The sequence below is a fragment of the Streptomyces sp. NPDC091272 genome (genome assembly GCF_044757485.1).
GTDB lineage: Bacteria > Actinomycetota > Actinomycetes > Streptomycetales > Streptomycetaceae > Streptomyces.
The window spans coordinates 159838-185666 of sequence record NZ_JBIVVC010000005.1 but is presented as its reverse complement, the minus strand read 5'-3'; the positions used below and the strand labels follow the sequence as shown (position 1 = coordinate 185666).

The window sequence follows — 25829 nt, the reverse complement described above, 5'->3', positions numbered from 1 at the left end:
TCTTCCGCGCGGGCGATGACTTATCGCCGCACCCCCGGTCTATATCTGTGAAAGACGGCGGCAGACGGGCCGCGCCGGACAGCAGAGACAGGGGCACCGACCATGGCGACGTACCAGCAGATGATCTTCCTGAACCTTCCGGTCAAGGACCTGGAGGCCTCGAAGAACTTCTTCGGCAAACTGGGCTACGGCTTCAACGAACAGTTCAGCGACGACAAGACCGCGTCCATGGTGATCAGCGACACCATCGTGGTGATGCTGCTGACGGAGCCGCGCTTCAAGGACTTCACCAAGAAGGAGATCGCGGACACCGCCACCACCACCGAGGCCCTGATCGCGATCAGCGCCGAGAGCCGGGCCAAGGTCGACGAGCTGTGCGACGCGGCCCTGTCCGCCGGCGCCGCGCCGGCCGCCGAGCCGCAGGATCACGGGTTCATGTACGGCCGCTCCTTCCAGGACCTGGACGGGCACAACTGGGAGGTCATCTGGATGGACCCCGCGGCCGTCGAGGGCTGAGGGACGGGGTGCCGGTCAGGCGCCGAGGTCCGGGTACGTCACCCCGGTGAGCTGCTCCGAGGCCGCCCACAGCAGCTCACCGGCCCTGTCGTTGCGGGTCCACGGCGCGCGCAGCGACTTCGTGGGGGCCCCGCGCAGGCCCTGGATCCGGGGCCCGGTGAAGGAGTCGGACCGCACGCCCGGCGCGGTCGCCGCGTAGAGGGTGGGCAGTGCGCCCGTCTCGGCGGGCTGCGCGAGGATCCGGTTGCCGATCTCGACGAGCCGCTCCACCCGCTTGCGGCCCTCCATGCGCACCCCCGCCGTCTGGAGGTTGGTGGCGGCGTACCCGGGATGGGCGGCGGCCACCACCAGACCCGAGGCCGCGGCGGTCAGGCGGCGGGCCAGCTCGTGCACGAAGAGGAGATTGGCCGTCTTGGAGCGGCCGTAGGCGAGCCAGCGCTGATAGCGGCGCTCACTGTTGAGATCACCGATCTCGATGTTGCCGAGGACGTGCAGTCCGCTGGAGAGGGTGACGACCCGGGCGCCAGTGGTGTCGAGCAGGTGCGGGAGCAGCAGCCCCGTCAGGGCGAAGTGGCCGAGGTGGTTGACGCCGAACTGGGTCTCGAAGCCGTCGGCGGTGCGGCCCTCGGGGAGCGCCATCACGCCCGCGTTGTTGATGAGCAGATCCAGGCGCGGACCGTGGTCCTTCGCCCAGGCCGCCGCGAAGTCCCGTACCGAGGACAGGTCCGCCAGGTCGAGAGGCCTGAACTCCACGCGGGCGCGCTGCACCTCGCTGCGCAGCAGTTCCTCGGCCGCCCTGCCCCGGCCCTCGTCACGGCACGCGAGAACGACGTGCGCACCACGCCGGGCGAGCTCCCTGGCGGTCACCAGTCCGATTCCGCTGTTGGCACCGGTGACCACCGCGGTGCGGCCGGTCTGGTCGGGAATGTCGTGGGCGTTCCAACCGGTAGTCATCGCCTCAGGGTACGGCGGGGCGGGCGGTGGTTCGGTTTGCCCCACCCCCGGTGTCGTGCGGGCACGATCGAAGGCGGGGGCGGGCCCCGACACCCTTGAGGAATGGACACCCTCACCACGCAGTCGACAGTGCCCGCGCCGCACGGCCGGAGGTTTCCCGGCCCGCGGGAGATCCTGCGCGAGCCGTTCCTGGCGGAGACCTGGCGGCGGATGCTCTTTCTGCTCCTGGCGCTCCCGGTGGGACTGCTCTGTGTGCCGCCGGCGCTGGTCGGCAGGCCCGTCGGGCGACTGCAACTCACGCTGCACAGAAGGCTGCTGGGCAAGGAGTTCGAGGTGCGCGAGCGGGCCGAGGTGCTCGGCGCCGTCCACGCCCTGGCCGCGCTGCCCGTGCACCTGGTCGCCCTGGTGGTGACGTACTTCTGCTGGTTCGTGGTGGTCATCAACCTGGGCTATCCGCTGCGGCCGGACAACGACCCGACGGATTCGTGGGGCGGCCCCACCATGGCCGGCGCCTGGGCGCTGCACGGCGTCGTCGGAGGGTTGGGCTTCCTCCTCCTCGCGCCGTGGGTCGCCAGGGGCTTCACCACCCTCCAGACGCGGCTCGCCGCGTCACTGCTCGGCCGGGACCGGCGGGGCGCCGGAGGAGCCCTCGCCCTCGCGCTCGGCAGCGCGGCCGTGTGCGGGCTCCTCGCCGTGCCGATCGTCCATCAGCTTTAGTGGGCACCGTGCCACGTCGCCCGCGAGCCCTGCCGCACGCCCTCCTCATGCCGCCGCACGCCCTCCCGGCACGGCCACGCCCGCGGGTTCTGCTGCGCGCCCTCCTCGCGCCACGTCATCTGCGGGCCCTGCTGCGCGCCCTCCTCGCGCCACGTCAGCTGCGGGCCCTGCTGCACGCCCTCCTGGCGCTGCCCCTGGCGCTCGTCGGCCTGGTCCTGGTGCTCGCCGGCCTGCTGGTGGGCGGCGCGCTCTCCGTCACCGCGCTCGGACCGTGGCTGATCGCCGCCACCCTGCGTGGGGCGTGCGGGCTGGCTGCCGTCCAACGGGCATTGGCACGCGCCCTGTTGGGGGTCGAGGTCGAGGCCCCTCCCGCCTCCCCGGCCGCGCCGGGGCCCTTCGGGTGGCGGCGCGCCGTGCTCGCCGACCGGGCCGGACGGCGGGCGGTGGGATGGACCCTCGCCGCCCCCGTGCTCGCCGCGCCGGGACCGGTGGCAGTCCTGGTGGGCTACGCGTACGGAGTGCTCTACCTCCTGCACCCCTTCCTCCGGCACCTCAACCACCGGACGGTGCGCGCCCCCGACGGCAGCGAGCAGCACATCTCGGTGGAGTGGTTCGGTGCCCCGATGGACTCCTGGCCGCGGTGGCCGGCCGTGGTCGCGGTGGGCGTGCTGCTGCTCGCCCTCGCGCCCCGGCTCGTGCGGCTGGCCATGCGCCCGTACGTGACGGTCCTGCGCGCGCTGCTCGGGCCGGGGGCCGCCGACCTGCGCATCCAGGCGCTGGAGGAGACCCGCGCGCAGGCCGTGGAGGACGCCGCCGCCACCCTGCGGCGCATCGAGCGGGACCTCCACGACGGCACCCAGGTCCGGCTCGTGGGGCTCGGCATGCACCTCACCATGATCCGCGAGCTGGTGGCCGGCGGCGCCGAACGGGAGCAGGTGCTCGCCGTCGTGGAGGCCGCCCAGTCGCACGCCAAGCAGGCCGTCGCCGACCTGCGGGGCCTGGTCAAGGGCATCCATCCGCCCGTACTCGACCAGGGACTGGCCGCGGCCCTGGCGAACCTGGCGGCGGACAGCCCGCTGGAGGTGGCGGTACGGGTGGCGGTCGGCCCGCGGCCGTCCCCTGCGATCGAGGCCATCGCGTACTTCTGCACGGCCGAGCTCCTCGCCAACTGCGCCAAGCACAGTGGGTCGGACACGGTGGACGTCCAAGTGGACGGGTCACAAGGGGCGTTGACGCTGGTGGTACGGGACGACGGCCGCGGCGGTGCGGTCGTCGGGGCGGGCAGCGGGCTGACCGGGCTGCTGGGGCGGATCAGGGCCGTGGACGGCACGCTGGAGTGCGACAGCCCGGCGGGCGGGCCTACGGTGGTCCGGATCGTGCTGCCGTACCTCTAGAGGAAGTTCACGAACATGCCGCCAGGGCCCCTACGGGTCGTCATCGCCGAGGATTCCGTTCTGCTCAGGGACGGGCTCGCCCAGCTCCTGGGGATGCGGGGCGTCGAGGTCGTGGCCGCCGTCGGGGACGCCGACGCCCTGCTCGCGGCGGTGGCCGAGCACCGGCCGGACGCGGCCGTCGTCGACGTGCGCATGCCGCCCACCCAGACCGACGAGGGGCTGCGGGCGGCCGTCGAGATCCGCCGGACCCACCCCGGGACCGGCGTGCTGATCTTCTCGCAGTACGTGGAGACCGCGTACGCGGCCCAGTTGCTCGGCGGCGCGGGCGGCGGCGCGGGGATCGGCTACCTGCTCAAGGAACGGGTCGTCGACCTGGGGGAGTTCGTCGACGCGCTGGGCCGGGTCGCGGCGGGCGGGACCGCGCTCGACCCGGAGGTGGTGGCCCGGCTGTTCGGGGCCAGCAGGCGCGGCTCGGTGCTGGACACGCTGACGCCACGCGAGCGGGAGGTACTGGCCCTGATGGCCCAGGGGCTGACGAACCAGGGGATCGCGGGACGGTTCGTGGTGACGGAGCGCGCCGTCGAGAAGCACGTCGCGAACATCTTCAGCAAGCTCGGCCTCTCCCCGGCGGAGGGCGGACACCGCAGGGTGCTGGCGGTGCTGCGGTACCTGGAGGGGTAGGCGGGGGTGCCGCGCCGGGTCAGGGGCGCGGAGAGCTGGGGTGCGGAGGGCCGAGGGTGGTGCGGAGCCCTGCTGCCGTGCGCCCCGGGGGGCGCGGAAGGCCGGGGGTGCGGAAGGCCCGGAGTGCGGGGTGCTGCCTGCGGGCCCTGCGCGCCCCCGGTGAGGGGCGGCCGGGTCAGCCGATCTTCAGTTCGCCCATCTCGCTCCAGCCCGTCTGGCCCTCGATCATCGTGCTGACGATCTCCGGCGTGTGCCGCAGCAGCGGGCGCATCGTCTCCATCGCGGCGCGGAAGTGGTCCGAGTTGACGTGGGCCTCGGCCGCGTCGTCCTGGAAGGCCTCCACCACCACGTACTCGTTCGGGTCCTCGACGTTGCGCGACCACTGGAACCACAGGTTGCCCGGCTCCGCGCGCGTGGCGGCGGTGAACGCCTCCACGTGCTGCGGCCAGGAATCGGCGTACTCGGGCTTCACGGGGAACTTCACGACAATAAAGATCATTGCCCCATTCTAGGGCTGCCCTTAATCCTTCTTCAGGGCTCCCTCAAGGGCGCCTTAAAGATCGCCCGCCCGGCTCTGACCAGGGCCTTCGCGGGCCGGGTTGCGCCTAGTTTGACGGACGTGACGATCGAGGCCCCCGCACCTGCCATCCCCGCGCCCAGCGCGTCCGCCCCGCCGCCGGACACCTACCCCGCCCTGGCGGCGTACCTGTCCCGTTCGGAGGCCGGGCCGGGGCCCCGGGCTGCCGTGCGGGCTCCCCGGCCGCCCGCTGACGAACCGGCGCCGGTACCGGAGCCGGCACCTGTGCGGGCGCGGGAGCGCCGTCCCCGCCCGGTGTCGGAGCGCCGTCTCCGTACGGTGTCGGAGCGCCGTCCCCGCCCGGTGTCGGAGCGCCGTCTCCGTCCCATGCCCGTGCGCCGTCCCCGTCCCGCGCCCCGGCTGGCCCCCCGTACCGTCAGCGCCGGCATCGTCGCCGGGGTCGGGGCCGTCTGCCTGTTGTGGGGCGTACAGGCCGTGCCGTCCTTCCGGCTGGACGCGCTGTTCGCCGCCGGGGCGCATCTGAGCGGGCTGCTGGCCGGTTACGGGGTGCTGGTCATGCTCTTCCTGATGGCCCGGGTGCCCGCCGTCGAGCACGGGGTCGGCGCCGACCGGCTCGCCCGCTGGCACGCGCTCGGCGGCCGGTACGTGCTGTCCCTGTGCGCCGGGCACGCGGTGCTGGCGCTGTGCGGGTACGCGGCGCACCGCAGCACCGACCTCCTCTCCGCCTCGGCCGAGCTGCTGGGCTACGGCGGCATCCTCGCGGCTGTGGTGGGCACCGGTCTCCTCGCGGCGGCCGGTGTGAGTTCGGCCCGTGCCGTACGGCGGAAGGTCACGCACGAGACCTGGCGGGCCGTGCACCTGCTCACCTACCTCGGCGTCGCACTCGGCTTCGTGCACCAGCTCGTCGGCCCCGACGTGGCGAGCCATCCGCTGGTGCGGTGGGCGTGGGCGATGCTGCACGCGAGTGTGGCGGTGCTGCTGCTCTGGTACCGCGCGGTGGTCCCCGTACGGCAGGCGCTGCGGCACAGTCTGCGGGTGGCCGAGGTGCGGGACGAGGCGCCGGGCGTGGTGTCGGTGGTGGTGCAGGGCATCGGGCTCGACGAGCTGCGGGCCGAGCCGGGCCAGTTCTTCCGGTGGCGGTTCCTGCAGCGGCGGGTGTGGCGGACCGCGCTGCCGTTCTCGCTGTCCGCACCGGTCAGGGACGACACCCTGCGCATCACGGTCAAGGCTGCGGGGGACCACACCCGGCGGCTGCGCAGGCTGCGGGTCGGCACCCGGGTGCTGGCGACCGGCCCCTTCGGGGCGATGACCGCGCACCGGCGCACCCGGCGCAAGGTGCTGCTGCTGGCGGGCGGTGTGGGCATCACGCCGATGCGGGCGCTGTTCGAGACGCTGCCGTGCGCGCCGGGGGACCTGACGCTGCTCTACCGGGCGCGCGGCGAGGGGCAGCTGGTGCTGCGGGCCGAGCTGGAGCGGATCGCCCGCGAGCGCCGGGCCGGGCTGCACTTCCTGCTCGGCGCCTCCGACGCCGCGTACGACCCGCTCGCTCCCCAGTCGCTGCGCGCACTGGTGCCGGATCTCGCCGAGCACGACGTGTACCTGTGCGGGCCGCCCGGGATGGCGGACACGGCGACGGCCTCGCTGATACGGGCCGGGGTTCCGGCGGCCCGTATCCACACCGAACTCTTCCGCTTCTGACCTCCCGGCCCGATTCCCTCGATCCCCCCCGCCGGGTCCCCCTGATCCTCCCTTTCGCCGGCCAGCCCCTGGAGGCCCCTCGTGGCACGTCACCGCAGACCCGTACCCGCCCGTCCCGCAGCCGTCACCGACCGCGCCCGCAGAAGGGTCGCCGCCGGCCTCTTCGGGGCGAGTGCGCTCGCCGCGACCTTCCTGGTCACAGCGGTGGAACCGGCCGCTCCGCCCGCCCCGGACCGGGACCGGGGCAACATCACCTCAGATCTCGCTCAACTTTCCCCCAAGTAAGTGACGCAGGGGACTTACGCTCCGTACTGTCGTGCTCATGCCCGACATCTCACTCACCACCGTCCTGCTCCTCTGCCTCGCCGCGGCGGTGGCCGGCTGGGTGGACGCGGTGGTGGGCGGCGGCGGGCTGCTGCTCCTGCCCGCCCTGATCATGGGCCTGCCGGGCGGCATGGCGAGCACCTTCGCGCTCGGCACCAACAAGGCGGTCTCGATCGTCGGTACCTCGGGCGCCGCCGTCACGTACGTGCGCAAGGCCCCGATCGACGTGAAGATCGCGGTCCGGATCGGGCTGGCGGCCCTCGCCGGGTCCACCGCCGGTGCCTCCTTCGCCGCCGGGATCAGCAACGACGTGCTACGCCCCATGATCATGGTGGTACTCGTCGGTGTCGGCAGCTTCGTCATCTTCCGCCCCCAGTTCGGCACGGCCCCGGCCCTCGGCCCGGCCTCCCGGCAGCGGATCCTCGCCGCGATCGCCCTCGCGGGTCTGGGTATCGGCTTCTACGACGGGCTGTTCGGGCCCGGCACCGGCACCTTCCTCGTACTCGCGCTCTCCGCGATCCTGCACTTCGACATGGTGACCGCGTCGGCCACCGCGAAGATCGTCAACGTCTGCACCAACGCGGGCGCGCTCGCGATGTTCGCCTACCAGGGGTACGTGCTCTGGCAGCTCGCCGCGCTGATGGCGGTGTTCAACCTGGCGGGCGGCATGTTCGGGGCGCGTACCGCGCTCAAGAAGGGCAGCGGATTCGTACGGGTGGTGCTGCTGGTGGTGGTGTTCGCCATGGTGGCGAAGCTGGCGTTCGACCAGTGGGTGAAGTGACCACGGGGGTCGTCACTCGGCAAGGTGAGCTCCGGGGACCACTCGGCGAAGTGACCCTGGGGACCACTCGGCGAAGTGGCCCCGGGGACCACTCGGCAGAGTGACCTCCGGGGATCGGCGAAGTGTCCCGGCGGTTATTTGACGCGCGTCAGGTGGGCGTAGGCGACCACGTTGCCCCGGTAGCCCTTGCCCTCGACGAAGCCGCCGCCGCAGGTGATCACCCGCAGTTCGGCCCGTGCGGCCCTGCCGTAGACCTTCCGGTCGGGGAACTCGTCCTTGTCGTACACCTCGACCGCGTCGATCGAGAAGACGGCGGTACGGCCGTCCTCGCGGAGCACCTCGACCGTGTGGCCCTTGCGCAGGGCGCCGAGCCGGTAGAACACCGCCGGGCCGTCCGCCGTGTCGACATGGCCGGCGACGACGGCGGTTCCGGGGGCGCCGGGCGGAGGGCCGTCCTGGTACCACCCGGCGAGGTTCGGATTGCCCGCGGGCGGGGCCTGGAGGCCACCGGCCGCGTCCAGGCCGAGCCGCATCATCGGTGTGTCCACCCGGATCTGCGGGATGCGCAGCCGCACCGGTGCGGACCGGGGGAGCGCCACGGGACGCGTCGTGGAGGCCTGCCGTTCGCCCTCCCGCCCCGCGTGTCCAGGCGTGAACGCCTCGGCCGACGTGGGCTGCGGCGGCTCCTTGAGGCTCCCCGGGCCGCCCTGCACCAGCCAGAGCCCGGCGAGCGCGCAGAGCACGACCAGCGCGCAGTGGGTGCGGAACCTGGCGGAGTCCACGGGCGCCGGGAAGATGGCCCGGGGTGGCCTTGGCGTCCTGAGGGTCCTTGGCGTCCTGAGGGTCCTGGGCGTCCTGAGGGTCCTGGGGATCCTGGGCACGGCGCTACTCCGAACTCCGGCTCGTGGTCTGGGCCCGCGTCCCCGCCCGGGACTCATGGTGAAGGGCGGGGACGCGGGGCGGTGGCGGCGTTTGGGCCTGTGCTCCCGCACTGGCCCCGCGGAGCCGGTGCTCTCGCACCCGCTCCGCCCAGGCTGTTAGCGCGTGCCGCTCGCCCGGCGGCGCAGCAGCCAGGTGCCGCCCACGGCGGACGCGGCCAGAAAGGCCGCCCCCGCCGCGATCTGGGGGGTGCCGGGGACAGCGGACGTACCGCCGCCGACTCCGGTACGGACGTGTCCGGTGGGGTGGTCGGGGTGGGCGGGGCCGGGGCTCGGCCCACCGTCCGCGGTCACCCACAGGGTGCCCTTCGCCGACTTGTGACCGTCCGCGCAGGAGACGCTGATCGTGTAATCGCCCTCGGCGGTGTGCGCCGGCACGGTGAACTGCCCGACCAGCACCTCCTGGTGAGTGCTCGTCCGCATGGTGAAGTCTCCGAGCGAGAGCGAGGAGGCGTTGCCGGTGCCGTGCTCGCCGGGGCCGCACACGGTGGTGTTCACGGTGACGACGTCACCGGGCGACGCGGTCGCGGGGTTGAACTCAAGCCCGCCTGCTGACGGATGCTCACCGGTGGGCGGCTGCTCACCGGCGGACGGTTGCTCGCCTGCGGGCAGCCGCTCACCGGTGGACGGTTGCTCTCCGGTGGGCAGCCCATCCTCGGTGGCCAGCCCATCCCCGGGGGGCAGCCCACCCTCGGCGGCCAGCCCATCCCCGGCGGGCAGCTCACCCTCGGCGGGCGGCCCGTCCTCCAAGGGTGACCCGTCCGCCAGGGACGGCCCGTCCTCCACCGGTGACGCGCCTTCAGGGGGCGCCGCATCCTGCTGGGACCGCTCGTCCTCCGCGGGCGTCGCTTCCCCCGCGGTGAGCCCGGTCGGCCCGGCACTCGCGGCATCCCCCGCGCTCTCGTACGCGACCTGCGCCCCGCGGTCGTTCGGGATGTGCCCGGCGCGGGCCTGCTCCGTGCCCCCCTGGGCCGCGTACGCGCTGCCCGCCGCCGTCGCGCTCCCGCCCAGCGCCAGCACGGCCGCGGCGCACACCGCGCCGGTCAGCCGGTTGCGGCGGGGTGGGGCGGCACTGCTGCGCATGTCGTCCTCCGGAGGCTGGGGCGGGCCCGGCCGTACTCGTCCTGTACACGTGTCGGCTCTGTCTCCGAGATAAGCGGCGCGGCGCCGCACCCGCCTCCCGAGGACCGTCCCCACGGGGCCCAACGGGCCGCCCCTTCACCCGTACGCCAGCACATCCCGGCAGGTCACAGCGGTGACAGCGGCTCACCCCCGCTGCCGGACCGAACGGGTGACACCCCGCCCGCCGCGGCCGGCGGCGAGGGAATTCCGTACGGCGCTTGACCTCAAGTGGACTTGACGTCACAACCTTCTCCGCATGGACATCAACAGCACCGCACCCGCCGTATCTGCCGCCACCAACTCGCCCGCCGAGAAGCCCATCCGGGTGGCCGTCATCATCGGCAGCAACCGCGAGGGCCGCTTCGCCCCCGTGATCTCCGACTGGTTCCTCTCCCGCGCCGAGGACTTCGGCGGGCTGGACGTCGACGTCGTCGACGTGGCCGAGGTCGACCTGCCGACCGCGCTCTCCTTCCAGCCTTCCGACGAGGTGCAGGCCGAGCGCGACAGGGTGTCGAAGCGGCTGGCGGCGGCCGACGCGTTCGTCGTCATCACCCCCGAGTACAACCACTCCTACCCCGCGGGCCTCAAGAGCCTCATCGACTGGCACAACACCGAATGGCACGCCAAACCCGTCGGCTTCGTCTCGTACGGCGGCCTCTCCGGTGGGCTGCGCGCCGTCGAGCACCTGCGGCAGGTCTTCGCCGAACTGCACGCCGTCACCCTGCGCGACACCGTCTCCTTCCACGGGCCGTGGGGCCAGTTCGACGAGGCCGGGCAGCACACCGCTCCCGGCGAGGCCAACACCGCCGCCAAGTCGCTCCTCAACCAGTTGACCTGGTGGGCCCACGCCCTGCGCGACGCCAAGTCGCGCCGCCCCTTCTCGGCGTAACCGGTCTCTCGGCGTAGCCGGTCGAGGAGCCTGCTGAGCCGTGAGAGGCACGAGCAGGGGCGGTCGAGGGAGTCCGGGCTCTCCCTGTGACAGCGGTGGCCGAGCGCCCCGGGGCTACCCCTGTGACGTCCCGGGCGCCTGAGGCAGCGTCACGACCGCCACCGCGCCCCCGTGGTGCGGATCGTTGCGCAGCTGGACCTCCGCGCCGATCGCCCGCGCCTGGCCGAACGCGATCGTCAGCCCGAGCCCGGCGCCCGTGCCGCGCTCGGCCGCCCCGGTGAGGAACCGCTGCGGGCCGTCCCGCAGGAGGGCCGGCGGGAAGCCGGGGCCGTGGTCACGGACCACGACGGACGGGCCCTCCACCTCGACCTCCACCGGGTCCGCGCCGTGCAGGCGCGCGTTGGCGACCAGGTTGACGACGATGCGCTCCAGCCGGCGCGCGTCCGTCGTGACGCGGGTGTCCTCGTCCTCGGCCGGCCCGGTGAACGGGCAGCCGAGCCGCAGTGCGACGGACGCCACCAGCTTCCCCAGCGGATGCGAGGCGAGGTCCGGTTCCTCCGTACGGGAGTCCAGCCTGGCCACCTCCAGCAGGTCCTCGGTGAGGGTGCGCAGCGCGGCCACCCGGTCCCGTACCAGCTCGGTCGGCCGGGACGGCGGCAGCAGTTCGGCGGCGGTCTGCAGACCGGTCAGCGGGGTCCGCAGCTCGTGCGCCACGTCGGCCGTGAACCGCCGCTCGGCCTCGATGCGGCGTTGCAGGGAAGCGGCCATGGTGTTGACCGCGGCGGCCAGCTCGGCCACCTCGTCCTTGCCGTCCCCCGGCGCCCGGTCGCCGCCTGCGACACGGGCGTCCAGGTCCCCGTCGCTGATCCGGCGGGCGGTCGCCGCCGCCGTGCGCAGCGACCGGCTCAGCCGGGACGCCAGGGCGGCCCCGCCGAGCGCGGCCAGTACGACGACGACCGCACCCCACACCACCAGACTCCGGTCCAGCTCGCGGATCTCCTCGCGCTGGGCGTCCAGCGGCAGCCGGACCGACAGCACCCGCTCACCGACCGGGCGGGCCGCCCACACGGCGGGGGAGTGACCGGACAGGTCGAGGTAGGTGTTGCGGATCCCGGCGCGGGCGGCGTCGTGCAACGGGCCGGGCAGGTCGGGGGAGTCGATCGCCGAGCCGGTGTCGGCGGCGTCGACGTGCCCGGTCAGCTCGTACAGCTGCCGTACCCGGTACAGCTCGGCGAGCGCGGACTCGCGGGCGGTCTCGGCCACCTGGGCGGTACGGGCCTGGTGGATCAGCGCCCCGATGGCCAGTGCCACGACCGCCGCGCCCACGGCGGGCAGCGCGGCGATCTTCCAGCGCAGGCTGAGCCCGGCGGCGAAGCCGCGCACCCGGCGGACAGCCCGGCGGATCACGAAGCACCCGCCGGGCCGGCCGCACCGCGCACCCGGCGGATCACGGGGCGCCCGCCGGCCCGGCCGCAGGGGCCGCGGCCGGCGCGGTCGTACGCACGGGAGCTGGTCCACCCGGCGTCGACGCGCTCGGCGCGGATGCCGGTCCACGCGGCGGTGACGTGCTCGGCGCGGGAGCCGGTCCTTCGGGCGAGGACGTGCGCGGTGCGGGGGCCGTCCCGCCGGGCGAGGACGTGCGCGGTGCGGGAGCCGTCGGGGCGTCCGGCTCGGGAGACGTCGTACGTACGCTGCGCACCTCGCTGGCCGTGACCATCCGCCTGCCGTCCCAGCGGTAACGGACCGCCTGCTCACCGCCGTCGGCCGTCGGGCCGCGCACGACGAGGTCTTCGCCGACCGCCTCGACGACCGGACGCAGGCCACTGGTGTGCAGGACGGGCACGATCTGCCCCTCGCGCACCGTGTACACCGCCAGCAGCATCCGGCCGCTCTCCAGGTCCACCGCGCTGATCAGCTCGGGCTGCCGGTCACCGGTGAGGTCGTGCAGGGCGGCGGGCCGCACCCCGGGCGTGCCCGGCCTGTCGACCGCGCCGCGCCCCGCCGGGCGCGCCATGCGCGGATCCGCGCGCAGCACGTCCAGCTGATCCATGGCGGCGAGCCCGCCCGGCGGCACCGTGGGGGCGCCGGACAGCGGATCGGGAGCGGGCTGCCGCGCGGGGTCGGCGGCGGCGTCCGACGCGGCGGGCGAGCCCGGGGACCAGGCGGGCCACAGGTTCTTCGGCTGCGCCTCGGTGGTGGCGGACGGGGCCGGCCCGCCCTCGCCGAGACCGGACGGCGCGCCGCAGCCGGTCAGCAGGACCCCGCAGCCGAGCGCGGCGAGTACCGCCGCGGCGGCCGGGGCCGGGACGGCGGCGGGAGGACCGCTCGCTCTGCGCATGGGGCTCGATCTGCCGGTACGGACACAGGGGCTACCTGAGCCTATGCACCGAGCATCACGGCAACCCGGACATTCTGTAACAACCGTGCGTACGGTCCGGGTCGCCCGGAAAGTCCCGCCGCCCGCACCCGACGGGCCCGGCTCCCCCTGCTCCGCACCGGACGGCCGCCCCCGTCGCGGGCCGACACGCGATACACCCGAATGGGTGGGGGAAGTTTGGAAGTTGGGCGTGGCCAGTAGCAACCTGCCGTGCATGCACAGCACCCACCTCAAGACCCTGTTCACGGCGGCGGCCCTGGCGGCGACGTTCTTCGCGCCGACGGGGGAGTCCCATGCGGCCGAGTCCCAGCCGGCGGTGGCCGTCGCACCCGACTACGACCAGTGGGTCGGTAGGACCCTCGTCCCGACCGGCTCACCGGACCCCTCCGGCGTGCCCGCCGGCCGGCTGGTCCACGAGCGGGACATCCCCGAGCCGTACCGGATCGTCGCCCCGGACTCCTTCGTCACCCAGGAGTACAGCCCGGACCGGCTCAACCTCTACGTCGACGACCGGAACACCATCACCCGCGTCAACTTCGGCTGATCCGGCGACCGCGCCTGCCTGCCGATTTCGCCTGCCCGGCGGCCCGGCGCCCCCGCGAGGAGAGCGCTGGGCCCCTCCACCGGCAGAGGTCCGGCGCCTCAGCGGGCAGGCGGCCCCGCCAGCGCCTCGCTCACCCCGGGTTCGCGCGCCCCGAGGAAGCGCGGATCGGGCCGGAACGCGGCGTCCAGGGCGGCCTTCCCCGCGGCGAACACCTCACGGGCCCCGCCGTAGTACCAGGTCGCGTCGTGCACGTCGTCGACCCCGACGCCGAAGCCCTCGACCCCGGCCGCGTCGCACAGCGCGACCGCCCGCCGTATGTGGAAGGCCTGGCTGATCAGTACCGCCCGGTCCACCCCGAAGATCTTCTTTGCCCGTACGCACGAGTCCCAGGTGTCGAATCCGGCGTAGTCACTGACGATGTGCCCGGCGGGCACCCCGTGCCGCACCAGGTAGGTGCGCATGGCGTCCGGTTCGTCGTACTCCTCGCGGCTGTTGTCCCCGGTGACGAGCACGACACGGATCTTCCCCGCCCGGTACAGCTCCGCCGCCGCGTCCAGCCGGCGCGCCAGGTACGGCGTGGGCCCGCCGCGCCACAGCCCGGCCCCGAAGACGATGCCCACCTCCCGCTCCGGCGCCTCCCCGGTGCCGCCGACCCGCCCGCCGGTCGCCGCGTACGTCCACGTCGACGGCAGCAGGGCGAGCACGCACCCGGCCACCACGGCCCGCACCAGCCGCCGTCTCGCCCCCCGGCTCCGCGGCAGCCGGGGCCACTTGACACTCGGTAGCCCGAACCGCATCACATTCCCCCTGGTGGTACCCGTCCGCTCCTCACCCTCTGGACGCTCGGGCGGCACGGAAGGTTCCCCTCCTCCCGTGCGGCGAACGGAAGGGCAGGGGGGCGGCGTTGTTCCGAATGCATTGTGCATGGCGCCCAATTGCCGGGGAACACGTGTGCCTGGAGGTTGATAACCATGGTTCCCCTGTTGGTGGTACTTCTGCTGATCCTGCTTCTTTTCGGACTGGGATTCGCGGTCAAGATTTTCTTCTGGATCGCCCTCGCGGTGCTGATCCTGTGGGCGCTCGGATTCGTTGCGCGGTCCAGCGGCAGCGGTGGCCGACGCGGTCGCTGGTACCGCTGGTAGAAGAGGCGTGACGGCCGGGCCGCCGGACGGCGAAGAAATTCCGGCGGTTTGTCCCGTGTAGGAAAGAAAACACCGGGCACCCGTCCGTCAGAGGGAAAGCGGCAGTTGTTGAGCGGACGCTTTCCCGGTACGAAAGACGGATACGAAAGACGTGGGACACGCGTCAATTGCCTACGATGAAGGAGCCATTCATGAGCGAGAACATCTGGGGCTACCAGCCGACGGCCGGTCACCAGTCGGGCACCGCCCTGACCGGGTACAAGGTCGAGGCGACCGACGGCAGCATCGGCAAGGTCGACAAGCACTCCGACGAGGTGGGCTCGGCCTACCTGGTCGTCGACACCGGTGTCTGGATCTTCGGCAAGCACGTGCTGCTGCCGGCCGGCACGGTCAAGAGCGTCGACGCGGCCGAGAAGAAGATCTACGTGGACCTGACCAAGGACCAGATCAAGGACGCGCCCGAGTTCGACAAGGACAAGCACATCGGTGACTCGGGCTACCACGAGCAGATCGGCGGCTACTACGGCAAGCACCGGCGCCCCTGAGAGGTGCGCGGGCGGTGACGTCAAGTACCGCGGGCGGGGCCGGCCGGGAGGAGACTCCCGGCCGGCCCCGCCGCCGTGCCGCCACGGGAAGCAGGGGCCGGGCGGAACCGGTTCTGGCGGGCCGGGGCAGGGCGGTGAACAGCGGTCACCCTCGCGCAACGCCGGTGCAATGTGTGAGGGGGAGTATCGACGGCATGACGACAGAGCCGGCAGCGCCGCGAGAAGCACCTCGGGAGCCCCGCGCCGTCCAGGGGGCCGGCCCCGCCCCCGGGCCCGGTGGGACGCCTTCCCTGCCGTTCGACACCGTCGCCGAGCTCCTCACCCGTATCACCGCCCAGTTGTCCACCCAGCTCGGCGGCACGTCCTTCAACGGGACCCGGGCCGAGGGGAAGTACCCCCACGGCGCACCGCGCGGCACCGGAACCCCCTCACCCGCCTGACCGGCGAACCAAACCTGCCCGACCGGTGGGCCGCTCCCGCCGGGCCGGTGGCCCCTCACCCGCCTGACCTGCACGCGGCGGGTGGGCGCGGCTGTCAGTCGCTGCGGTTACGGTCATCGGTATGGAAAGCACCGCATACGACTCGGCCGCGACACAGCGCTGGGACGCCGAGCCCGACAAACGGCCCGGCAGGACCGCGTTCCAGCGCGACCGTGCCCGGGTGCTGCACTCCGCCGCGCTGCGCCGCCTGGCGGGCAAGACCCAGGTGGTCACGCCCGGTTCGCGCAGCCAGGCCTGGGACTCCAGCCCCCGCACCCGGCTCACCCACTCCCTGGAGTGCGCCCAGGTCGGCCGGGAGCTCGGCGCCGCCCTCGGCTGCGACCCCGACCTGGTCGAAGCGGCCTGCCTCTCCCACGACATGGGCCACCCGCCCTTCGGGCACACCGGCGAGCAGGCGCTCCACGAATTCGCCAAGGACTGCGGCGGGTTCGAGGGCAACGCCCAGTCGTTGCGGCTGCTGACCCGCCTCGAACCCAAGCGTTTCGTACGCAGCGAGGAGAGCGGCGCTCTCGTCAGCGTCGGCCTCAACCTCACCAGGGCCGCCCTGGACGCCGCCACCAAGTACCCCTGGCCGCGCGGCAGTCACCCCACCGACCCCCACTCGGTGAAGTTCGGGGTGTACGAGGACGACCTGCCGGTCTTCCGGTGGGCACGCGAGGGCGCCCCGGGGCTGCGCAAGTGCTTCGAGGCCCAGGTGATGGACTGGTCCGACGACGTCGCGTACTCGGTGCACGACTTCGAGGACGGCCTGCACGCCGGCCACATCGACCCCGGCCTCCTGCACGCGGAGCCCGAGCGGCGGGAGATCTACCAGGTGGCGCGCGGGCGGTACGTACCCGACGACACCGACCCCGCCGAACTGGCCGCCGCCCTCGACCGCCTCATGGAGCAGGAGTGGTGGCCGCACGGCTACGACGGATCGGCCATCGCCCAGGCCCGGTTGAAGGACGCCACCAGCCAGCTCATCGGCCGCTTCTGCCTGGCGGCGGAGTCGGCGACCCGCGACGCCTTCGGCGGCGGCCGGCTCACCCGTTACGGGGCGGAGCTCATCGTCCCGCGCGCGACGCGCAACGAGTGCGCGGTCCTGAAGGCGGTGGCCGACCGGTACGTGATGCAGCGCGCGGAACAGGAACGGCTGCGCGCCGACCAGCGGGTCGTCATCGCGGAGCTGGCCCAGGCGCTGACGGTGCGGGCGCCGGGGGAGGGGCTCGACCCCCAGTTCCGGGCCCTGTTCGACGCGGCCCACGACGACCGCGCACGCAAGCGGGTCCTGGTGGACCAGATCGCATCCCTCACGGACGCCTCGGCCAGGTCCCTGCACGGCCGGCTGACCGGAGGCGGACGCTTGTAGCGTTTCCCGTCCGGGCGGCGCCCGCCGACCCCACCCCCCTCTTCCCCCCTCACCATCCGTGCGGGACGCTCGAAGGCACACGCGCACAGCACAGGCGCACAATGGAGGCATCAAGTGGTCGACGCAGATCAGACGTACCTCATCGTCGGCGCGGGACTCGCCGGAGCGAAAGCCGCCGAAACCCTCCGCGCCGAGGGCTTCACCGGCCGGGTGATCCTGATCGGCGACGAACGGGACCACCCCTACGAACGCCCGCCCCTCTCCAAGGCACTGCTCGCGGGCAAGGCGGACCGCGACTCCGTCCTCGTCCAGGAGCCCGGCTGGTACGCCGCCAACGACGTCGAGCTGCACCTCGGTCAGCCCGTCGTGCACCTCGACCGGGAGGCGAAGACCGTCCGGCTCGGCGACAGCACCCTGATCGGCTACGACAAGCTCCTCCTGGCCACCGGCTCGGAGCCCCGCCGCCTCGACATCCCCGGCACCGCCCTGGCCGGCGTGCACCATCTGCGCCGGCTCTCCCACTCCGAACGGCTGCGCGGCGTCCTGGCCACCCTCGGCCGCGACAACGGGCACCTGGTCGTCGCGGGGGCCGGCTGGATCGGCCTGGAGATCGCCGCGGCGGCCCGTGGGTACGGGGCGGAGGTCACCGTCGTCGAACCCGAGCCGACCCCCCTGCACTCCGTCCTCGGCCCCGAGCTCGGCCAGCTCTTCGCCGACCTGCACGCCGAGCACGGCGTCCGCTTCCACTTCGGGGCCCGCCTCACCGAGATCGTCGGCCAGGACGGCATGGTCCTCGCCGCCCTCACCGACGACGGCGAGGAGCACCCCGCCCACGACGTGCTCGCCGCCATCGGCGCCGCCCCGCGCACCGCCATCGCCGAGGCCTCGGGACTGGCCCTGGTGGACCGGTCGCACGGCGGCGGCATCGCCGTCGACAGCCACCTGCGCACCAGCGACCCCGACATCTACGCCGCGGGCGACGTCGCCGCCGTACCGCTGCACCTGCCCGGCACCCCGCTGCACGGCCGGCGGCTGCGCGTCGAGCACTGGGCGAACGCGCTGAACGGCGGACCCGCCGCGGCCCGCGCCATGCTCGGGCACGGCACGGCGTACGACCGCGTCCCCTACTTCTTCTCCGACCAGTACGACCTGGGCCTGGAGTACTCGGGCTGGGCGCCCCCCGGCTCGTACGACCAGGTGGTTGTCCGGGGCGACGCGGGCAAGCGCCAGTTCATCGCCTTCTGGCTGAAGGACCACCGGGTGCTCGCCGGCATGAACGTCAACGTGTGGGACGTCACCGACCAGATCCAGCGGCTCGTGCGCAGCGGGGCCGAGGTCGACCACCATGCCCTCGCCGACCCCTCCGTACCCCTGGACTCCTTGATCCACTGACCCCGCCGCCGTCGGGGTGTCCGAGCCTCCCCGTACACTTCACGCGTGGCAGGCAGGATCAACGACGACGACGTGAAGGCGGTCCGGGAGGCGCTCCCGATCGACGCCGTCGTGTCCGAATACCTTCAGCTCAAGGGCGCGGGCGGCGGCAACCTCAAGGGCCTCTGCCCCTTCCACGACGAGAAGTCCCCGTCCTTCCAGGTCAGTCCGAGCAAGGGTCTCTTCCACTGCTTCGGCTGCCAGGAGGGCGGCGACACGATCGCCTTCGTGATGAAGATCGACCACCTCACCTTCGCGGAGACGGTCGAGCGCCTCGCCGCGCAGGCGGGCATCACCCTGCGGTACGAGGAGGGCGGCTACAACCCCTCCACGCAGCGCGGCGAGCGCACCCGCCTCGTCGAGGCGCACAAGGCGGCGGCGGACTTCTACATCCAGCAGCTGGAGAGCCCCGAGGCCGAGATCGGGCGCACCTTCCTCGCCGAGCGCGGCTTCGACCAGGCCGCCGCCGCCCACTTCGGCGTCGGCTACAGCCCGGCCGGCTGGGACCACCTCACCCGTTTCCTGCGCGGCAAGGGCTTCAGCGACAAGGAGCTCATCACCTCAGGGCTCTCCCAGGACGGCCGCCGCGGTCCCATCGACCGCTTCCGCGGCCGGCTGATGTGGCCGATCCGCGACATCGGCGGCGAGGTCGTCGGATTCGGCGCGCGCAAGCTCCGCGACGACGACAACGGGCCGAAGTACCTCAACACCCCCGAGACGCCGATCTACAAGAAGTCCCAGGTGCTGTACGGGATCGACCTGGCGAAGAAGGACATCGCCAAGGTCAGCAGGGCCGTCGTCGTCGAGGGCTACACCGACGTCATGGCCTGCCACCTGGCGGGCGTCACCACCGCCATCGCGACCTGCGGCACCGCCTTCGGCGGCGACCACATCAAGATCCTCCGCCGGCTCCTGATGGACAACGGCAGCGCCCGCGTCATCTTCACCTTCGACGGCGACGCCGCGGGCCAGAAGGCCGCCCTGCGCGCCTTCGAGGACGACCAGAAGTTCGCCGCCGAGACGTACATCGCGATCGCCCCCGACAACATGGACCCCTGCGACCTGCGGCTGATGAAGGGCGACGAGGCCGTGGTCGACCTCACCCAGCCCCGCACCCCGCTCTTCGAGTTCGCGCTGCGCCAGATCATCGCCAGGTACGACCTGGAGACCCCGGCCGGGCGGGCCGCCGCCCTCGACGAGGCCGGCCCGGTCGTCGCCCGCATCAAGAACAGCGCCTCGCAGCACGAGGTCGCCGTACAGCTCGCCGGCATGCTCGGCATCCTCGACACCCAGTTCGTCGTCAAGCGCATCGGACAGCTCGCCCGCTGGGCGAAGGACCGCGGCGGGCGCGGCGCCGCGGCCCCGCAGGCCCCCCGGCAGTACGACACGGGCCCGGCGGCCCCCGTGCACGCGGGTCCCGCCCTCACCCTGCGCAGCCCGGTCCACCGCACCGAGCGCGAGCTGCTGAAGCTCGCCCTGCAGCGGCCCGACCTGGTCTCCCCGGCCTTCGACGCGTACGGTGCCGACGAGTTCACCGCGCCCCCGTACGCCGCCGTGCGCCAGACCATCGAGGAGGCGGGCGGCGCGGAGCTCGGCGCCGGGGCCCCCGCCGACTACCTCGCCCAGGTCCGCGAGGCAGCCGTGAACGACCAGGTCAGGGCCATGGTCACGGAGCTGGCGGTGGAACCCATCCGACGCAGGACCGTGGACGAGGTGTACGCGGGCGAGCAGCTCGTGGCGGTCCGGCTGCGCGCCGTCGACCGCCGCATCCTGGAGGTACAGGGCTCCCTGGCGAGGGTCGGCAGCCAGGGCGACCCCGACCACCTGGCCGCCGTGCAGAACGAACTGTGGGTCCTGCAGCAGTACGCCCGCTCCCTGCGCAACCACGGCGCGGCCGCGCTCTAGCGGGCGGTTCAGGTGCGGGCCCCGGGGCCCGGCTCCGGGCCGCCCGGCGGACTCTCCTAGCGCCTTTTGGCTCCCTCCGGGTAACCACTCGGTCACGGACCGGACTCAGAAAGTCAGCGCACGCCCCTCGCGGCGGCCGTGTGTCGCACCCCACACTGGGTGCGGTGCCTGAGGCTTTGACCCGGCTGTGTTCACCCTGGAGGTCGCCCCCGTGCAGACCCGGACCCTGACCGATCTGGTAACGGCGGTTCCCGCGCAGAGCCGCGCCGAGCACCATCCGGACGCGGCCGGACAGGCGCCGAGGTCCACCGAGGACACGCTGGAGGAACGCGAGCCGCAGAGCGAGCAGGAGCGCCCCGACCCGCCGGAACGCCCCGCCCGCGCCGACGGCTCCGCCACCCCGTCCTCCGACCTCTTCCGCCAGTACCTGCGGGAGATAGGCCGCATCCCGCTGCTCACCGCCGCCGACGAGGTCGAACTGGCCCGCAGCGTCGAGGCGGGCCTCTTCGCCGAGGAGAGACTGGCGGGCGCATCCGACCTGGACTCCCAGCTCGCCCTCGACCTGGACAAGCTGGTGGTACGGGGCCGGGTGGCCAAGCGGCGCCTCATCGAGGCGAACCTGCGCCTGGTCGTCTCCGTGGCGAAGCGGTACGTCGGCCGCGGGCTGACCATGCTCGACCTGGTGCAGGAGGGCAACCTCGGCCTGATCCGGGCCGTCGAGAAGTTCGACTACGCCCGCGGCTTCAAGTTCTCCACGTACGCCACCTGGTGGATCCGCCAGGCCATGTCCCGCGCCCTCGCCGACCAGGCCCGTACGATCCGGGTCCCCGTGCACGTGGTCGAACTCATCAACCGCGTCGTACGGGTGCAGCGCCGGATGCTCCAGGAGCGCGGCTACGAGCCCACCCACGAAGAGGTCGCCGCGCAGCTCGACCTCACCCCGGAGCGCGTCGGCGAGGTCCTGCGCCTGGCCATGGAACCGGTCTCCCTGCACGCCCCCGTGGGCGAGGAGGACGACGTGGCCCTCGGCGACCTCATCGAGGACGGTGACGCCGCGTCGCCGGTGGAGTCCGCCGCCTTCCTGCTCCTGCGCGAACACCTGGAGGCGGTCCTCTCCACCCTCGGCGAGCGCGAGCGCAAGGTCGTCCAGCTCCGCTACGGGCTGGCGGACGGCCGCCCGCGCACCCTCGAAGAGATCGGCCGCATCTTCGGCGTGACCCGCGAACGCATCCGCCAGATCGAGTCCAAGACCCTCAACAAACTCCGCGACCACGCGTTCGCGGACCAGCTGAGGGGTTACCTGGACTGAGACGGGGGGGCCGGCTACTCCACCTCCACCACCGCCTGTGCGAACTGCGCCGCGTACAGCCGCGCGTACGCCCCCTCGGCCGCCAGCAGTTCCTCGTGCGTCCCCTGCTCGACGATCGAGCCGCTCTCCATCACCAGGATCACGTCCGCGTCCCGGATCGTGGAGAGCCGGTGCGCGATCACGAACGACGTCCGCCCGTGCGCCAGCCGCTCCATCGCCTTCTGGATCAGCACCTCGGTCCTGGTGTCGACCGAACTCGTCGCCTCGTCCAGCACCAGGATCACCGGGTCCGACAGAAACGCCCGAGCGATCGTGATCAGCTGCTTCTCGCCCGCGCTGACCCCCGACCCCTCGTCGTCGATGACGCTGTCGTACCCGTCGGGCAGCGTCCGCACGAACCGGTCCGCGTGCGCGGCACGCGCCGCCGCCTCGATCGCGTCCCTGCCGACCTCGCCCGCCGCCCCGTACGCGATGTTGTCGGCGATCGTCCCGCCGAACAGCCAGGTGTCCTGGAGCACCATGCCGACCCCCGACCTGAGCTCCTCCCGCGACATCTGCGCGATGTCGACGCCGTCCAGGGTGATCCGGCCGCCGGTGACCTCGTAGAAGCGCATCAGCAGGTTCACCAGGGTGGTCTTGCCCGCGCCGGTCGGCCCGACGATCGCGACCGTCTGCCCGGGGGAGACCCGCAGCGAGAGGTCCTCAATCAGCGGCTTGTCCGCCTCGTACCGGAAGGAGACGTGCTCCAGGACCACCGCGCCCCGCGGTTCGTCCGGGCCCGTCACCGGCAGTCCTGCCGCGTCCGGCGCGTCCGGCTCCTGCTCCTGGGCGTCGAGCAGTTCGAAGACCCGCTCCGCCGAGGCCACCGCCGACTGCACCAGGTTGGCCATCGAGGCGACCTGCGTCAGCGGCATCGAGAACTGCCGCGAGTACTGGATGAACGCCTGGACGTCACCGATCGACAGCGTCCCGGAAGCGACCCGCAGTCCGCCCACCACGGCCACCAGCACGTAGTTGAGGTTCGACACGAACATCATCAGCGGCTGCATGATCCCGCTGTTGAACTGCGCCCTGAACCCGGCCTCGTACAGCTTGTCGTTCTGCTCGCGGAAGGCTTCCGCCGACTCGTGCTGCCGGCCGAAAACCTTCACCAGGGCGTGCCCGGTGTACATCTCCTCGACGTGCGCGTTCAGCGCGCCGGTGGTCCGCCACTGCGCCACGAACTGCGGTTGCGACCGCTTTCCGACCTTCGCCGCGACGAACACCGACAGCGGCACCGTCACCAGCGCCACCACCGCGAGCAGCGGCGAGATCCAGAACATGATGACGAGCACGCCCACCACGGTCAGCGCCGAGTTGATGAGCTGGCCCATCGTCTGCTGCATGGTCTGGCCGATGTTGTCGATGTCGTTGGTCGTGCGCGACAGCACCTCGCCCCGCTTGGCCTTGTCGAAGTACGCCAGCGGCAGCCGCGACAGTTTCGCCTGCACGTCCTGGCGCATCCGGTACACGGTCCGGTTGACCGCGAGGTTCACCAGGCGTGTCGAGACGAGCATCAGCAGGCCCGCGCCGACGTACACCGCCAGCACGACCAGGAGCACGGCGCCGACCGCGCCGAAGTCGATGCCCTGCCCCGGGGTGAAGTCGACGCCGGAGAGCATGTCCGCCATCCCGCCGTCGCCGCTCCTGCGCAGCCCTTCGAGGGCCTGCGCCTTGGTGACGCCGGGCTCCATGGTGCGGCCGACGATCCCCGCGAAGAGCAGGTCGGTGGCCCCGCCGAGGATCTTCGGTCCTGCCACCGACAGCGAGACGCTGCCGACGACCGCCACGAACATCACCCACAGCACGGCCTTCTCCGGTGCGAGCCGGCGCACCAGCCGCTTCCCCGACTCCTTGAAGTTCATCGACTTCTCGGTCGGGGGTCCCATCATGCGTCCAGCAGGCCCGCTCATGCCGCCTCAGCCTCCGTCAGCTGGGAGAGCACGATCTCCCGGTAGGTCTCGTTGGTCTCCATCAGCTCGTGGTGGCGGCCCGTTCCCACCACCCGGCCCTCGTCGAGCACGACGATGCGGTCCGCGTCGCGGATGGTCGACACCCGCTGGGCGACGATGACGACGGTCGCCTGCGCGGTCTCCCGGCCGAGCGCCGCGCGCAGGGCGGCGTCCGTCGCGTAGTCCAGCGCGGAGAACGAGTCGTCGAACAGATAGATCTCCGGCCGCTGCACCAGCGTCCGGGCGATCGAGAGCCGCTGCCGCTGACCGCCGGAGACATTGGTGCCGCCCTGCGAGACCGGGGCGTCGAGCCCGCCCTCCAGCCGTGTCACGAAGTCGAGGGCCTGCGCCGTCTCCAGCGCCTTCCAGAGCTCCTCGTCCGTCGCGTCGGGATTTCCGTACCGCAGGTTGCTCGCGACCGTCCCCGAGAAGAGGTACGGCTTCTGCGGGACCAGCGACACCGTCCTCGCGAGCAGCGCCGGATCCAGCGTCCGTACGTCCACCCCGTCGACCAGCACCTCGCCGCCGGTCGCGTCGAACAGCCGCGGTACGAGGCCCAGGAGCGTCGACTTGCCGCTGCCCGTCGATCCGATGATCGCGGTCATCTCGCCGGGGTGCGCCTCGATCCGGATGTCCCTCAGCACGGACTCCTCGGCGCCCGGGTAGCTGAACTCGACCCCCCGCAGCTCCAGTTGGCCGTGCCGCCGCAGTTCGAGGACCGGTGCCACCGGCGGCACCACACTGCTCTCGGTGGCCAGCACCTCCTCGATCCGCTCGGCGCAGACCTCCGCGCGCGGCACCATCATGAACATGAAGGTGGCCATCATCACGGCCATCACGATCTGCATCAGATACGCGAGGAACGCGGTCAGCGCACCGATCTGCATGCCGCCGCTGTCGATCCGGTGCGCGCCGAACCAGACCACGGCGACACTCGACACGTTCACCACGGTCATCACGATGGGGAACATCAGCGCCATCAGCCGGCCGGTCGCCAGCGAGACGTCGGTGAGGTCCTCGTTGGCCTTCTTGAACCGGCCCTGCTCGTACTCGTCCTTGACGAAGGCGCGGATGACCCGGTTTCCGGTGATCTGCTCGCGCAGTACCCGGTTCACGGTGTCCAGACGCGTCTGCACGGTGCGGAACAGGGGCCGCATCCTGCGCACGATCAGCGAGACGCAGATGCCGAGCACCGGCACCACCGCGAGCAGCACAGCGGACAGCGGCACGTCCTGGCCGAGCGCCATGACGACGCCGCCCACGCACATGATCGGCGCGGACACCACCAGCGTGAAGCTCATCAGGACCAGCATCTGTACCTGCTGGACGTCGTTGGTCGTACGGGTGATCAGCGAGGGTGCCCCGAACTGGCCGACCTCGCGCGCCGAGAAGCTCTGCACCCGCGCGAAGACCGCGGCCCGGACGTCACGCCCGAGCGCGGAAGCGGTGCGCGCCCCGTAGAAGACGGCTCCGACGTTGCAGACGACCTGGAAGACGCTCACCGCGATCATGAGTGCGCCGAACTCCAGGATGTAACCCGTGTCCCCCTTCACGACGCCGTTGTCGATGATGTCCGCGTTGAGAGTGGGCAGGTAGAGGGAGGCGCTGGTCTGCAACAGCTGCAGCACCACCAGCAGGGCGACGGGTTTCTTGTACGGGCCGAGATGGGCCCGCAGAAGCTTGAGAAGCACGCGCGGTCTTTCGTCGGACGGCGGGGGGACAGGGGGTGGTGGCCCCCATCCTCCGCCAACGGGGGGTGCGCTGCCCAAGGGTTTACCCCAAACCCAAGTCAAGACCTGAGACGCACACCTTCGGGCTCGCGCCCCCTTGAGCGCCGGGGCCCACCCCACCCGGGCCTCCTGGGGCGGCGGGGCCCACCCCCACCCGGGCCTCCTTGGGCGGCGGGGCAGCCCCCTTCCCTCCCCTTCCTACCCCAGCCCTCTTGGGCAGTGGGGCCGCCCCCCGGGGGCGGGACGGGTGGGCAAGGGGGCGGCCCCTCGCGCGGAGCGCACCCCTTCGCGTGCCCCCTCTCGCGATGTTCCTTCGCGCGGGTGCGCTGTGGCTGATCGCGCAGTTCCCCGCGCCCCTATGGGGCGCCCCCCCGGGCGTGGGTGTGAGACGTGCGGGTGCGTTGGGGCTGGGCGCGCAGTTCCCCGCGCCCCTGAAGGGGCGCCCCCCTGGG

25 protein-coding genes are annotated in these 25829 nt (G+C 72.7%); 16 read left to right on the top strand and 9 right to left on the bottom strand.

Annotated elements, in window-relative coordinates; genetic code table 11:
• Nucleotides 1-102 precede the first annotated feature (102 nt).
• Nucleotides 103-516, top strand: coding sequence for a VOC family protein (locus ACIQM4_RS16485; protein WP_401591768.1), 414 nt, complete (start codon nucleotides 103-105; stop codon nucleotides 514-516).
• Nucleotides 517-531: 15 nt separating this feature from the next.
• Here ACIQM4_RS16485 and ACIQM4_RS16480 read toward each other — a convergent pair whose 3' ends face one another.
• A complete protein-coding gene (locus ACIQM4_RS16480; protein ID WP_401591766.1) occupies nucleotides 532-1470 on the bottom strand; it encodes an oxidoreductase in 939 nt (312 codons plus the stop codon).
• A 102-nt stretch (nucleotides 1471-1572) separates the two neighbouring features.
• Here ACIQM4_RS16480 and ACIQM4_RS16475 point away from each other — a divergent pair, with 102 nt between their 5' ends.
• Genes ACIQM4_RS16475 through ACIQM4_RS16465 form a run of 3 tightly spaced genes read left to right on the top strand, consistent with a single transcriptional unit; the run spans nucleotide 1573 to nucleotide 4262 of the window.
• A complete protein-coding gene (locus ACIQM4_RS16475) occupies nucleotides 1573-2187 on the top strand; it encodes a sensor domain-containing protein (protein WP_401591765.1) in 615 nt (204 codons plus the stop codon).
• Nucleotides 2188-2195: 8 nt separating this feature from the next.
• Nucleotides 2196-3581, top strand: coding sequence for a sensor histidine kinase (locus ACIQM4_RS16470; protein ID WP_401591763.1), 1386 nt, complete (start codon nucleotides 2196-2198; stop codon nucleotides 3579-3581).
• Between the two features lie 15 nt (nucleotides 3582-3596).
• The gene (locus ACIQM4_RS16465) at nucleotides 3597-4262 is read left to right on the top strand and encodes a response regulator transcription factor (protein ID WP_401591761.1); all 666 of its coding nucleotides are present in this window, start codon (nucleotides 3597-3599) and stop codon (nucleotides 4260-4262) included.
• A gap of 175 nt (nucleotides 4263-4437) precedes the next feature.
• On the opposite strand, the gene ACIQM4_RS16460 is transcribed toward ACIQM4_RS16465, so the two are convergent.
• Entirely contained in the window at nucleotides 4438-4761 is a 324-nt protein-coding gene (locus ACIQM4_RS16460) for a putative quinol monooxygenase (protein ID WP_401591759.1), read from the bottom strand.
• A gap of 405 nt (nucleotides 4762-5166) precedes the next feature.
• Between ACIQM4_RS16460 and ACIQM4_RS16455 the strand changes: the two genes are divergently transcribed.
• The 3 genes from ACIQM4_RS16455 to ACIQM4_RS16445 all read left to right on the top strand — a co-directional run bounded on the left by ACIQM4_RS16455 (nucleotide 5167) and on the right by ACIQM4_RS16445 (nucleotide 7603).
• Nucleotides 5167-6498, top strand: a complete 1332-nt coding sequence (locus ACIQM4_RS16455) for a ferric reductase-like transmembrane domain-containing protein (protein ID WP_401591757.1) — start codon at nucleotides 5167-5169, stop codon at nucleotides 6496-6498.
• An 81-nt stretch (nucleotides 6499-6579) separates the two neighbouring features.
• Nucleotides 6580-6783: a hypothetical protein gene (locus ACIQM4_RS16450; protein ID WP_401591755.1), complete on the top strand. Its 204-nt coding sequence runs from the start codon at nucleotides 6580-6582 to the stop codon at nucleotides 6781-6783.
• Nucleotides 6784-6820: 37 nt separating this feature from the next.
• Complete coding sequence (locus ACIQM4_RS16445; RefSeq protein ID WP_401591753.1) at nucleotides 6821-7603, top strand: sulfite exporter TauE/SafE family protein; 783 nt, start codon at nucleotides 6821-6823, stop codon at nucleotides 7601-7603.
• 134 nt (nucleotides 7604-7737) lie between these two features.
• On the opposite strand, the gene ACIQM4_RS16440 is transcribed toward ACIQM4_RS16445, so the two are convergent.
• On the bottom strand, nucleotides 7738-8385 hold the full coding sequence (locus ACIQM4_RS16440) for a class F sortase (protein WP_401591751.1): 648 nt from the start codon (nucleotides 8383-8385) through the stop codon (nucleotides 7738-7740).
• Nucleotides 8386-8640: 255 nt separating this feature from the next.
• A complete protein-coding gene (locus tag ACIQM4_RS16435; RefSeq protein ID WP_401591749.1) occupies nucleotides 8641-9624 on the bottom strand; it encodes a hypothetical protein in 984 nt (327 codons plus the stop codon).
• 295 nt (nucleotides 9625-9919) lie between these two features.
• Here ACIQM4_RS16435 and ACIQM4_RS16430 point away from each other — a divergent pair, with 295 nt between their 5' ends.
• Nucleotides 9920-10552 (top strand): NADPH-dependent FMN reductase, encoded by a 633-nt coding sequence (locus tag ACIQM4_RS16430; protein WP_401591747.1) that lies wholly within the window; start codon nucleotides 9920-9922, stop codon nucleotides 10550-10552.
• 114 nt (nucleotides 10553-10666) lie between these two features.
• On the opposite strand, the gene ACIQM4_RS16425 is transcribed toward ACIQM4_RS16430, so the two are convergent.
• Together ACIQM4_RS16425 and ACIQM4_RS16420 are read right to left on the bottom strand one after the other, a co-directional pair.
• Complete coding sequence (locus tag ACIQM4_RS16425; RefSeq protein ID WP_401591745.1) at nucleotides 10667-11959, bottom strand: ATP-binding protein; 1293 nt, start codon at nucleotides 11957-11959, stop codon at nucleotides 10667-10669.
• Between the two features lie 40 nt (nucleotides 11960-11999).
• Nucleotides 12000-12890, bottom strand: a complete 891-nt coding sequence (locus ACIQM4_RS16420) for a hypothetical protein (protein WP_401591743.1) — start codon at nucleotides 12888-12890, stop codon at nucleotides 12000-12002.
• A 253-nt stretch (nucleotides 12891-13143) separates the two neighbouring features.
• Between ACIQM4_RS16420 and ACIQM4_RS16415 the strand changes: the two genes are divergently transcribed.
• The gene (locus ACIQM4_RS16415; protein WP_401591741.1) at nucleotides 13144-13473 is read left to right on the top strand and encodes an I78 family peptidase inhibitor; all 330 of its coding nucleotides are present in this window, start codon (nucleotides 13144-13146) and stop codon (nucleotides 13471-13473) included.
• Between the two features lie 98 nt (nucleotides 13474-13571).
• Here the strand turns inward: ACIQM4_RS16415 and ACIQM4_RS16410 are convergent, their stop codons facing one another.
• Nucleotides 13572-14270: a vancomycin high temperature exclusion protein gene (locus tag ACIQM4_RS16410; RefSeq protein WP_401591739.1), complete on the bottom strand. Its 699-nt coding sequence runs from the start codon at nucleotides 14268-14270 to the stop codon at nucleotides 13572-13574.
• Nucleotides 14271-14444: 174 nt separating this feature from the next.
• On the opposite strand from ACIQM4_RS16410, the gene ACIQM4_RS16405 reads away from it, so the two are divergent.
• From ACIQM4_RS16405 to ACIQM4_RS16375, 7 genes are all read left to right on the top strand, one after another.
• Complete coding sequence (locus ACIQM4_RS16405) at nucleotides 14445-14615, top strand: hydrophobic protein (protein WP_401591737.1); 171 nt, start codon at nucleotides 14445-14447, stop codon at nucleotides 14613-14615.
• Between the two features lie 191 nt (nucleotides 14616-14806).
• On the top strand, nucleotides 14807-15160 hold the full coding sequence (locus ACIQM4_RS16400) for a PRC-barrel domain-containing protein (protein ID WP_401591735.1): 354 nt from the start codon (nucleotides 14807-14809) through the stop codon (nucleotides 15158-15160).
• Nucleotides 15161-15354: 194 nt separating this feature from the next.
• A complete protein-coding gene (locus ACIQM4_RS16395) occupies nucleotides 15355-15600 on the top strand; it encodes a hypothetical protein (RefSeq protein WP_401591733.1) in 246 nt (81 codons plus the stop codon).
• 121 nt (nucleotides 15601-15721) lie between these two features.
• Nucleotides 15722-17011 carry a deoxyguanosinetriphosphate triphosphohydrolase gene (locus tag ACIQM4_RS16390; RefSeq protein ID WP_401591732.1) on the top strand — a complete coding sequence of 430 codons (1290 nt, stop codon included), beginning with the start codon at nucleotides 15722-15724 and terminating at the stop codon, nucleotides 17009-17011.
• A gap of 114 nt (nucleotides 17012-17125) precedes the next feature.
• Complete coding sequence (locus tag ACIQM4_RS16385) at nucleotides 17126-18403, top strand: NAD(P)/FAD-dependent oxidoreductase (protein ID WP_401591730.1); 1278 nt, start codon at nucleotides 17126-17128, stop codon at nucleotides 18401-18403.
• 45 nt (nucleotides 18404-18448) lie between these two features.
• Nucleotides 18449-20347, top strand: a complete 1899-nt coding sequence (dnaG, locus tag ACIQM4_RS16380) for a DNA primase (protein WP_401591728.1) — start codon at nucleotides 18449-18451, stop codon at nucleotides 20345-20347.
• Between the two features lie 187 nt (nucleotides 20348-20534).
• Entirely contained in the window at nucleotides 20535-21656 is a 1122-nt protein-coding gene (locus ACIQM4_RS16375) for an RNA polymerase sigma factor (protein ID WP_401591726.1), read from the top strand.
• 14 nt (nucleotides 21657-21670) lie between these two features.
• Here the strand turns inward: ACIQM4_RS16375 and ACIQM4_RS16370 are convergent, their stop codons facing one another.
• Both ACIQM4_RS16370 and ACIQM4_RS16365 read right to left on the bottom strand, forming a co-directional pair.
• The gene (locus tag ACIQM4_RS16370; protein ID WP_401591724.1) at nucleotides 21671-23608 is read right to left on the bottom strand and encodes an ABC transporter ATP-binding protein; all 1938 of its coding nucleotides are present in this window, start codon (nucleotides 23606-23608) and stop codon (nucleotides 21671-21673) included.
• Nucleotides 23605-25338 carry an ABC transporter ATP-binding protein gene (locus ACIQM4_RS16365; RefSeq protein WP_401591722.1) on the bottom strand — a complete coding sequence of 578 codons (1734 nt, stop codon included), beginning with the start codon at nucleotides 25336-25338 and terminating at the stop codon, nucleotides 23605-23607. Before ACIQM4_RS16365 ends, ACIQM4_RS16370 begins: the two co-directional genes overlap by 4 nt.
• Nucleotides 25339-25829: the final 491 nt, after the last annotated feature.

Coding starts and splice junctions, on each gene's coding strand:
- ACIQM4_RS16485 (WP_401591768.1), top strand. CDS start 103: ATGGCGACGTACCAGCAGATGATCTTCCTGAACCTTCCGGTCAAGGAC.
- ACIQM4_RS16480 (WP_401591766.1), bottom strand. CDS start 1,470: ATGACTACCGGTTGGAACGCCCACGACATTCCCGACCAGACCGGCCGC.
- ACIQM4_RS16475 (WP_401591765.1), top strand. CDS start 1,573: ATGGACACCCTCACCACGCAGTCGACAGTGCCCGCGCCGCACGGCCGG.
- ACIQM4_RS16465 (WP_401591761.1), top strand. CDS start 3,597: ATGCCGCCAGGGCCCCTACGGGTCGTCATCGCCGAGGATTCCGTTCTG.
- ACIQM4_RS16460 (WP_401591759.1), bottom strand. CDS start 4,761: ATGATCTTTATTGTCGTGAAGTTCCCCGTGAAGCCCGAGTACGCCGAT.
- ACIQM4_RS16455 (WP_401591757.1), top strand. CDS start 5,167: ATGCCCGTGCGCCGTCCCCGTCCCGCGCCCCGGCTGGCCCCCCGTACC.
- ACIQM4_RS16445 (WP_401591753.1), top strand. CDS start 6,821: ATGCCCGACATCTCACTCACCACCGTCCTGCTCCTCTGCCTCGCCGCG.
- ACIQM4_RS16435 (WP_401591749.1), bottom strand. CDS start 9,624: ATGCGCAGCAGTGCCGCCCCACCCCGCCGCAACCGGCTGACCGGCGCG.
- ACIQM4_RS16430 (WP_401591747.1), top strand. CDS start 9,920: ATGGACATCAACAGCACCGCACCCGCCGTATCTGCCGCCACCAACTCG.
- ACIQM4_RS16420 (WP_401591743.1), bottom strand. CDS start 12,890: ATGCGCAGAGCGAGCGGTCCTCCCGCCGCCGTCCCGGCCCCGGCCGCC.
- ACIQM4_RS16415 (WP_401591741.1), top strand. CDS start 13,144: ATGCACAGCACCCACCTCAAGACCCTGTTCACGGCGGCGGCCCTGGCG.
- ACIQM4_RS16410 (WP_401591739.1), bottom strand. CDS start 14,270: ATGCGGTTCGGGCTACCGAGTGTCAAGTGGCCCCGGCTGCCGCGGAGC.
- ACIQM4_RS16405 (WP_401591737.1), top strand. CDS start 14,445: ATGGTTCCCCTGTTGGTGGTACTTCTGCTGATCCTGCTTCTTTTCGGA.
- ACIQM4_RS16400 (WP_401591735.1), top strand. CDS start 14,807: ATGAGCGAGAACATCTGGGGCTACCAGCCGACGGCCGGTCACCAGTCG.
- ACIQM4_RS16395 (WP_401591733.1), top strand. CDS start 15,355: ATGACGACAGAGCCGGCAGCGCCGCGAGAAGCACCTCGGGAGCCCCGC.
- ACIQM4_RS16390 (WP_401591732.1), top strand. CDS start 15,722: ATGGAAAGCACCGCATACGACTCGGCCGCGACACAGCGCTGGGACGCC.
- ACIQM4_RS16370 (WP_401591724.1), bottom strand. CDS start 23,608: ATGAGCGGGCCTGCTGGACGCATGATGGGACCCCCGACCGAGAAGTCG.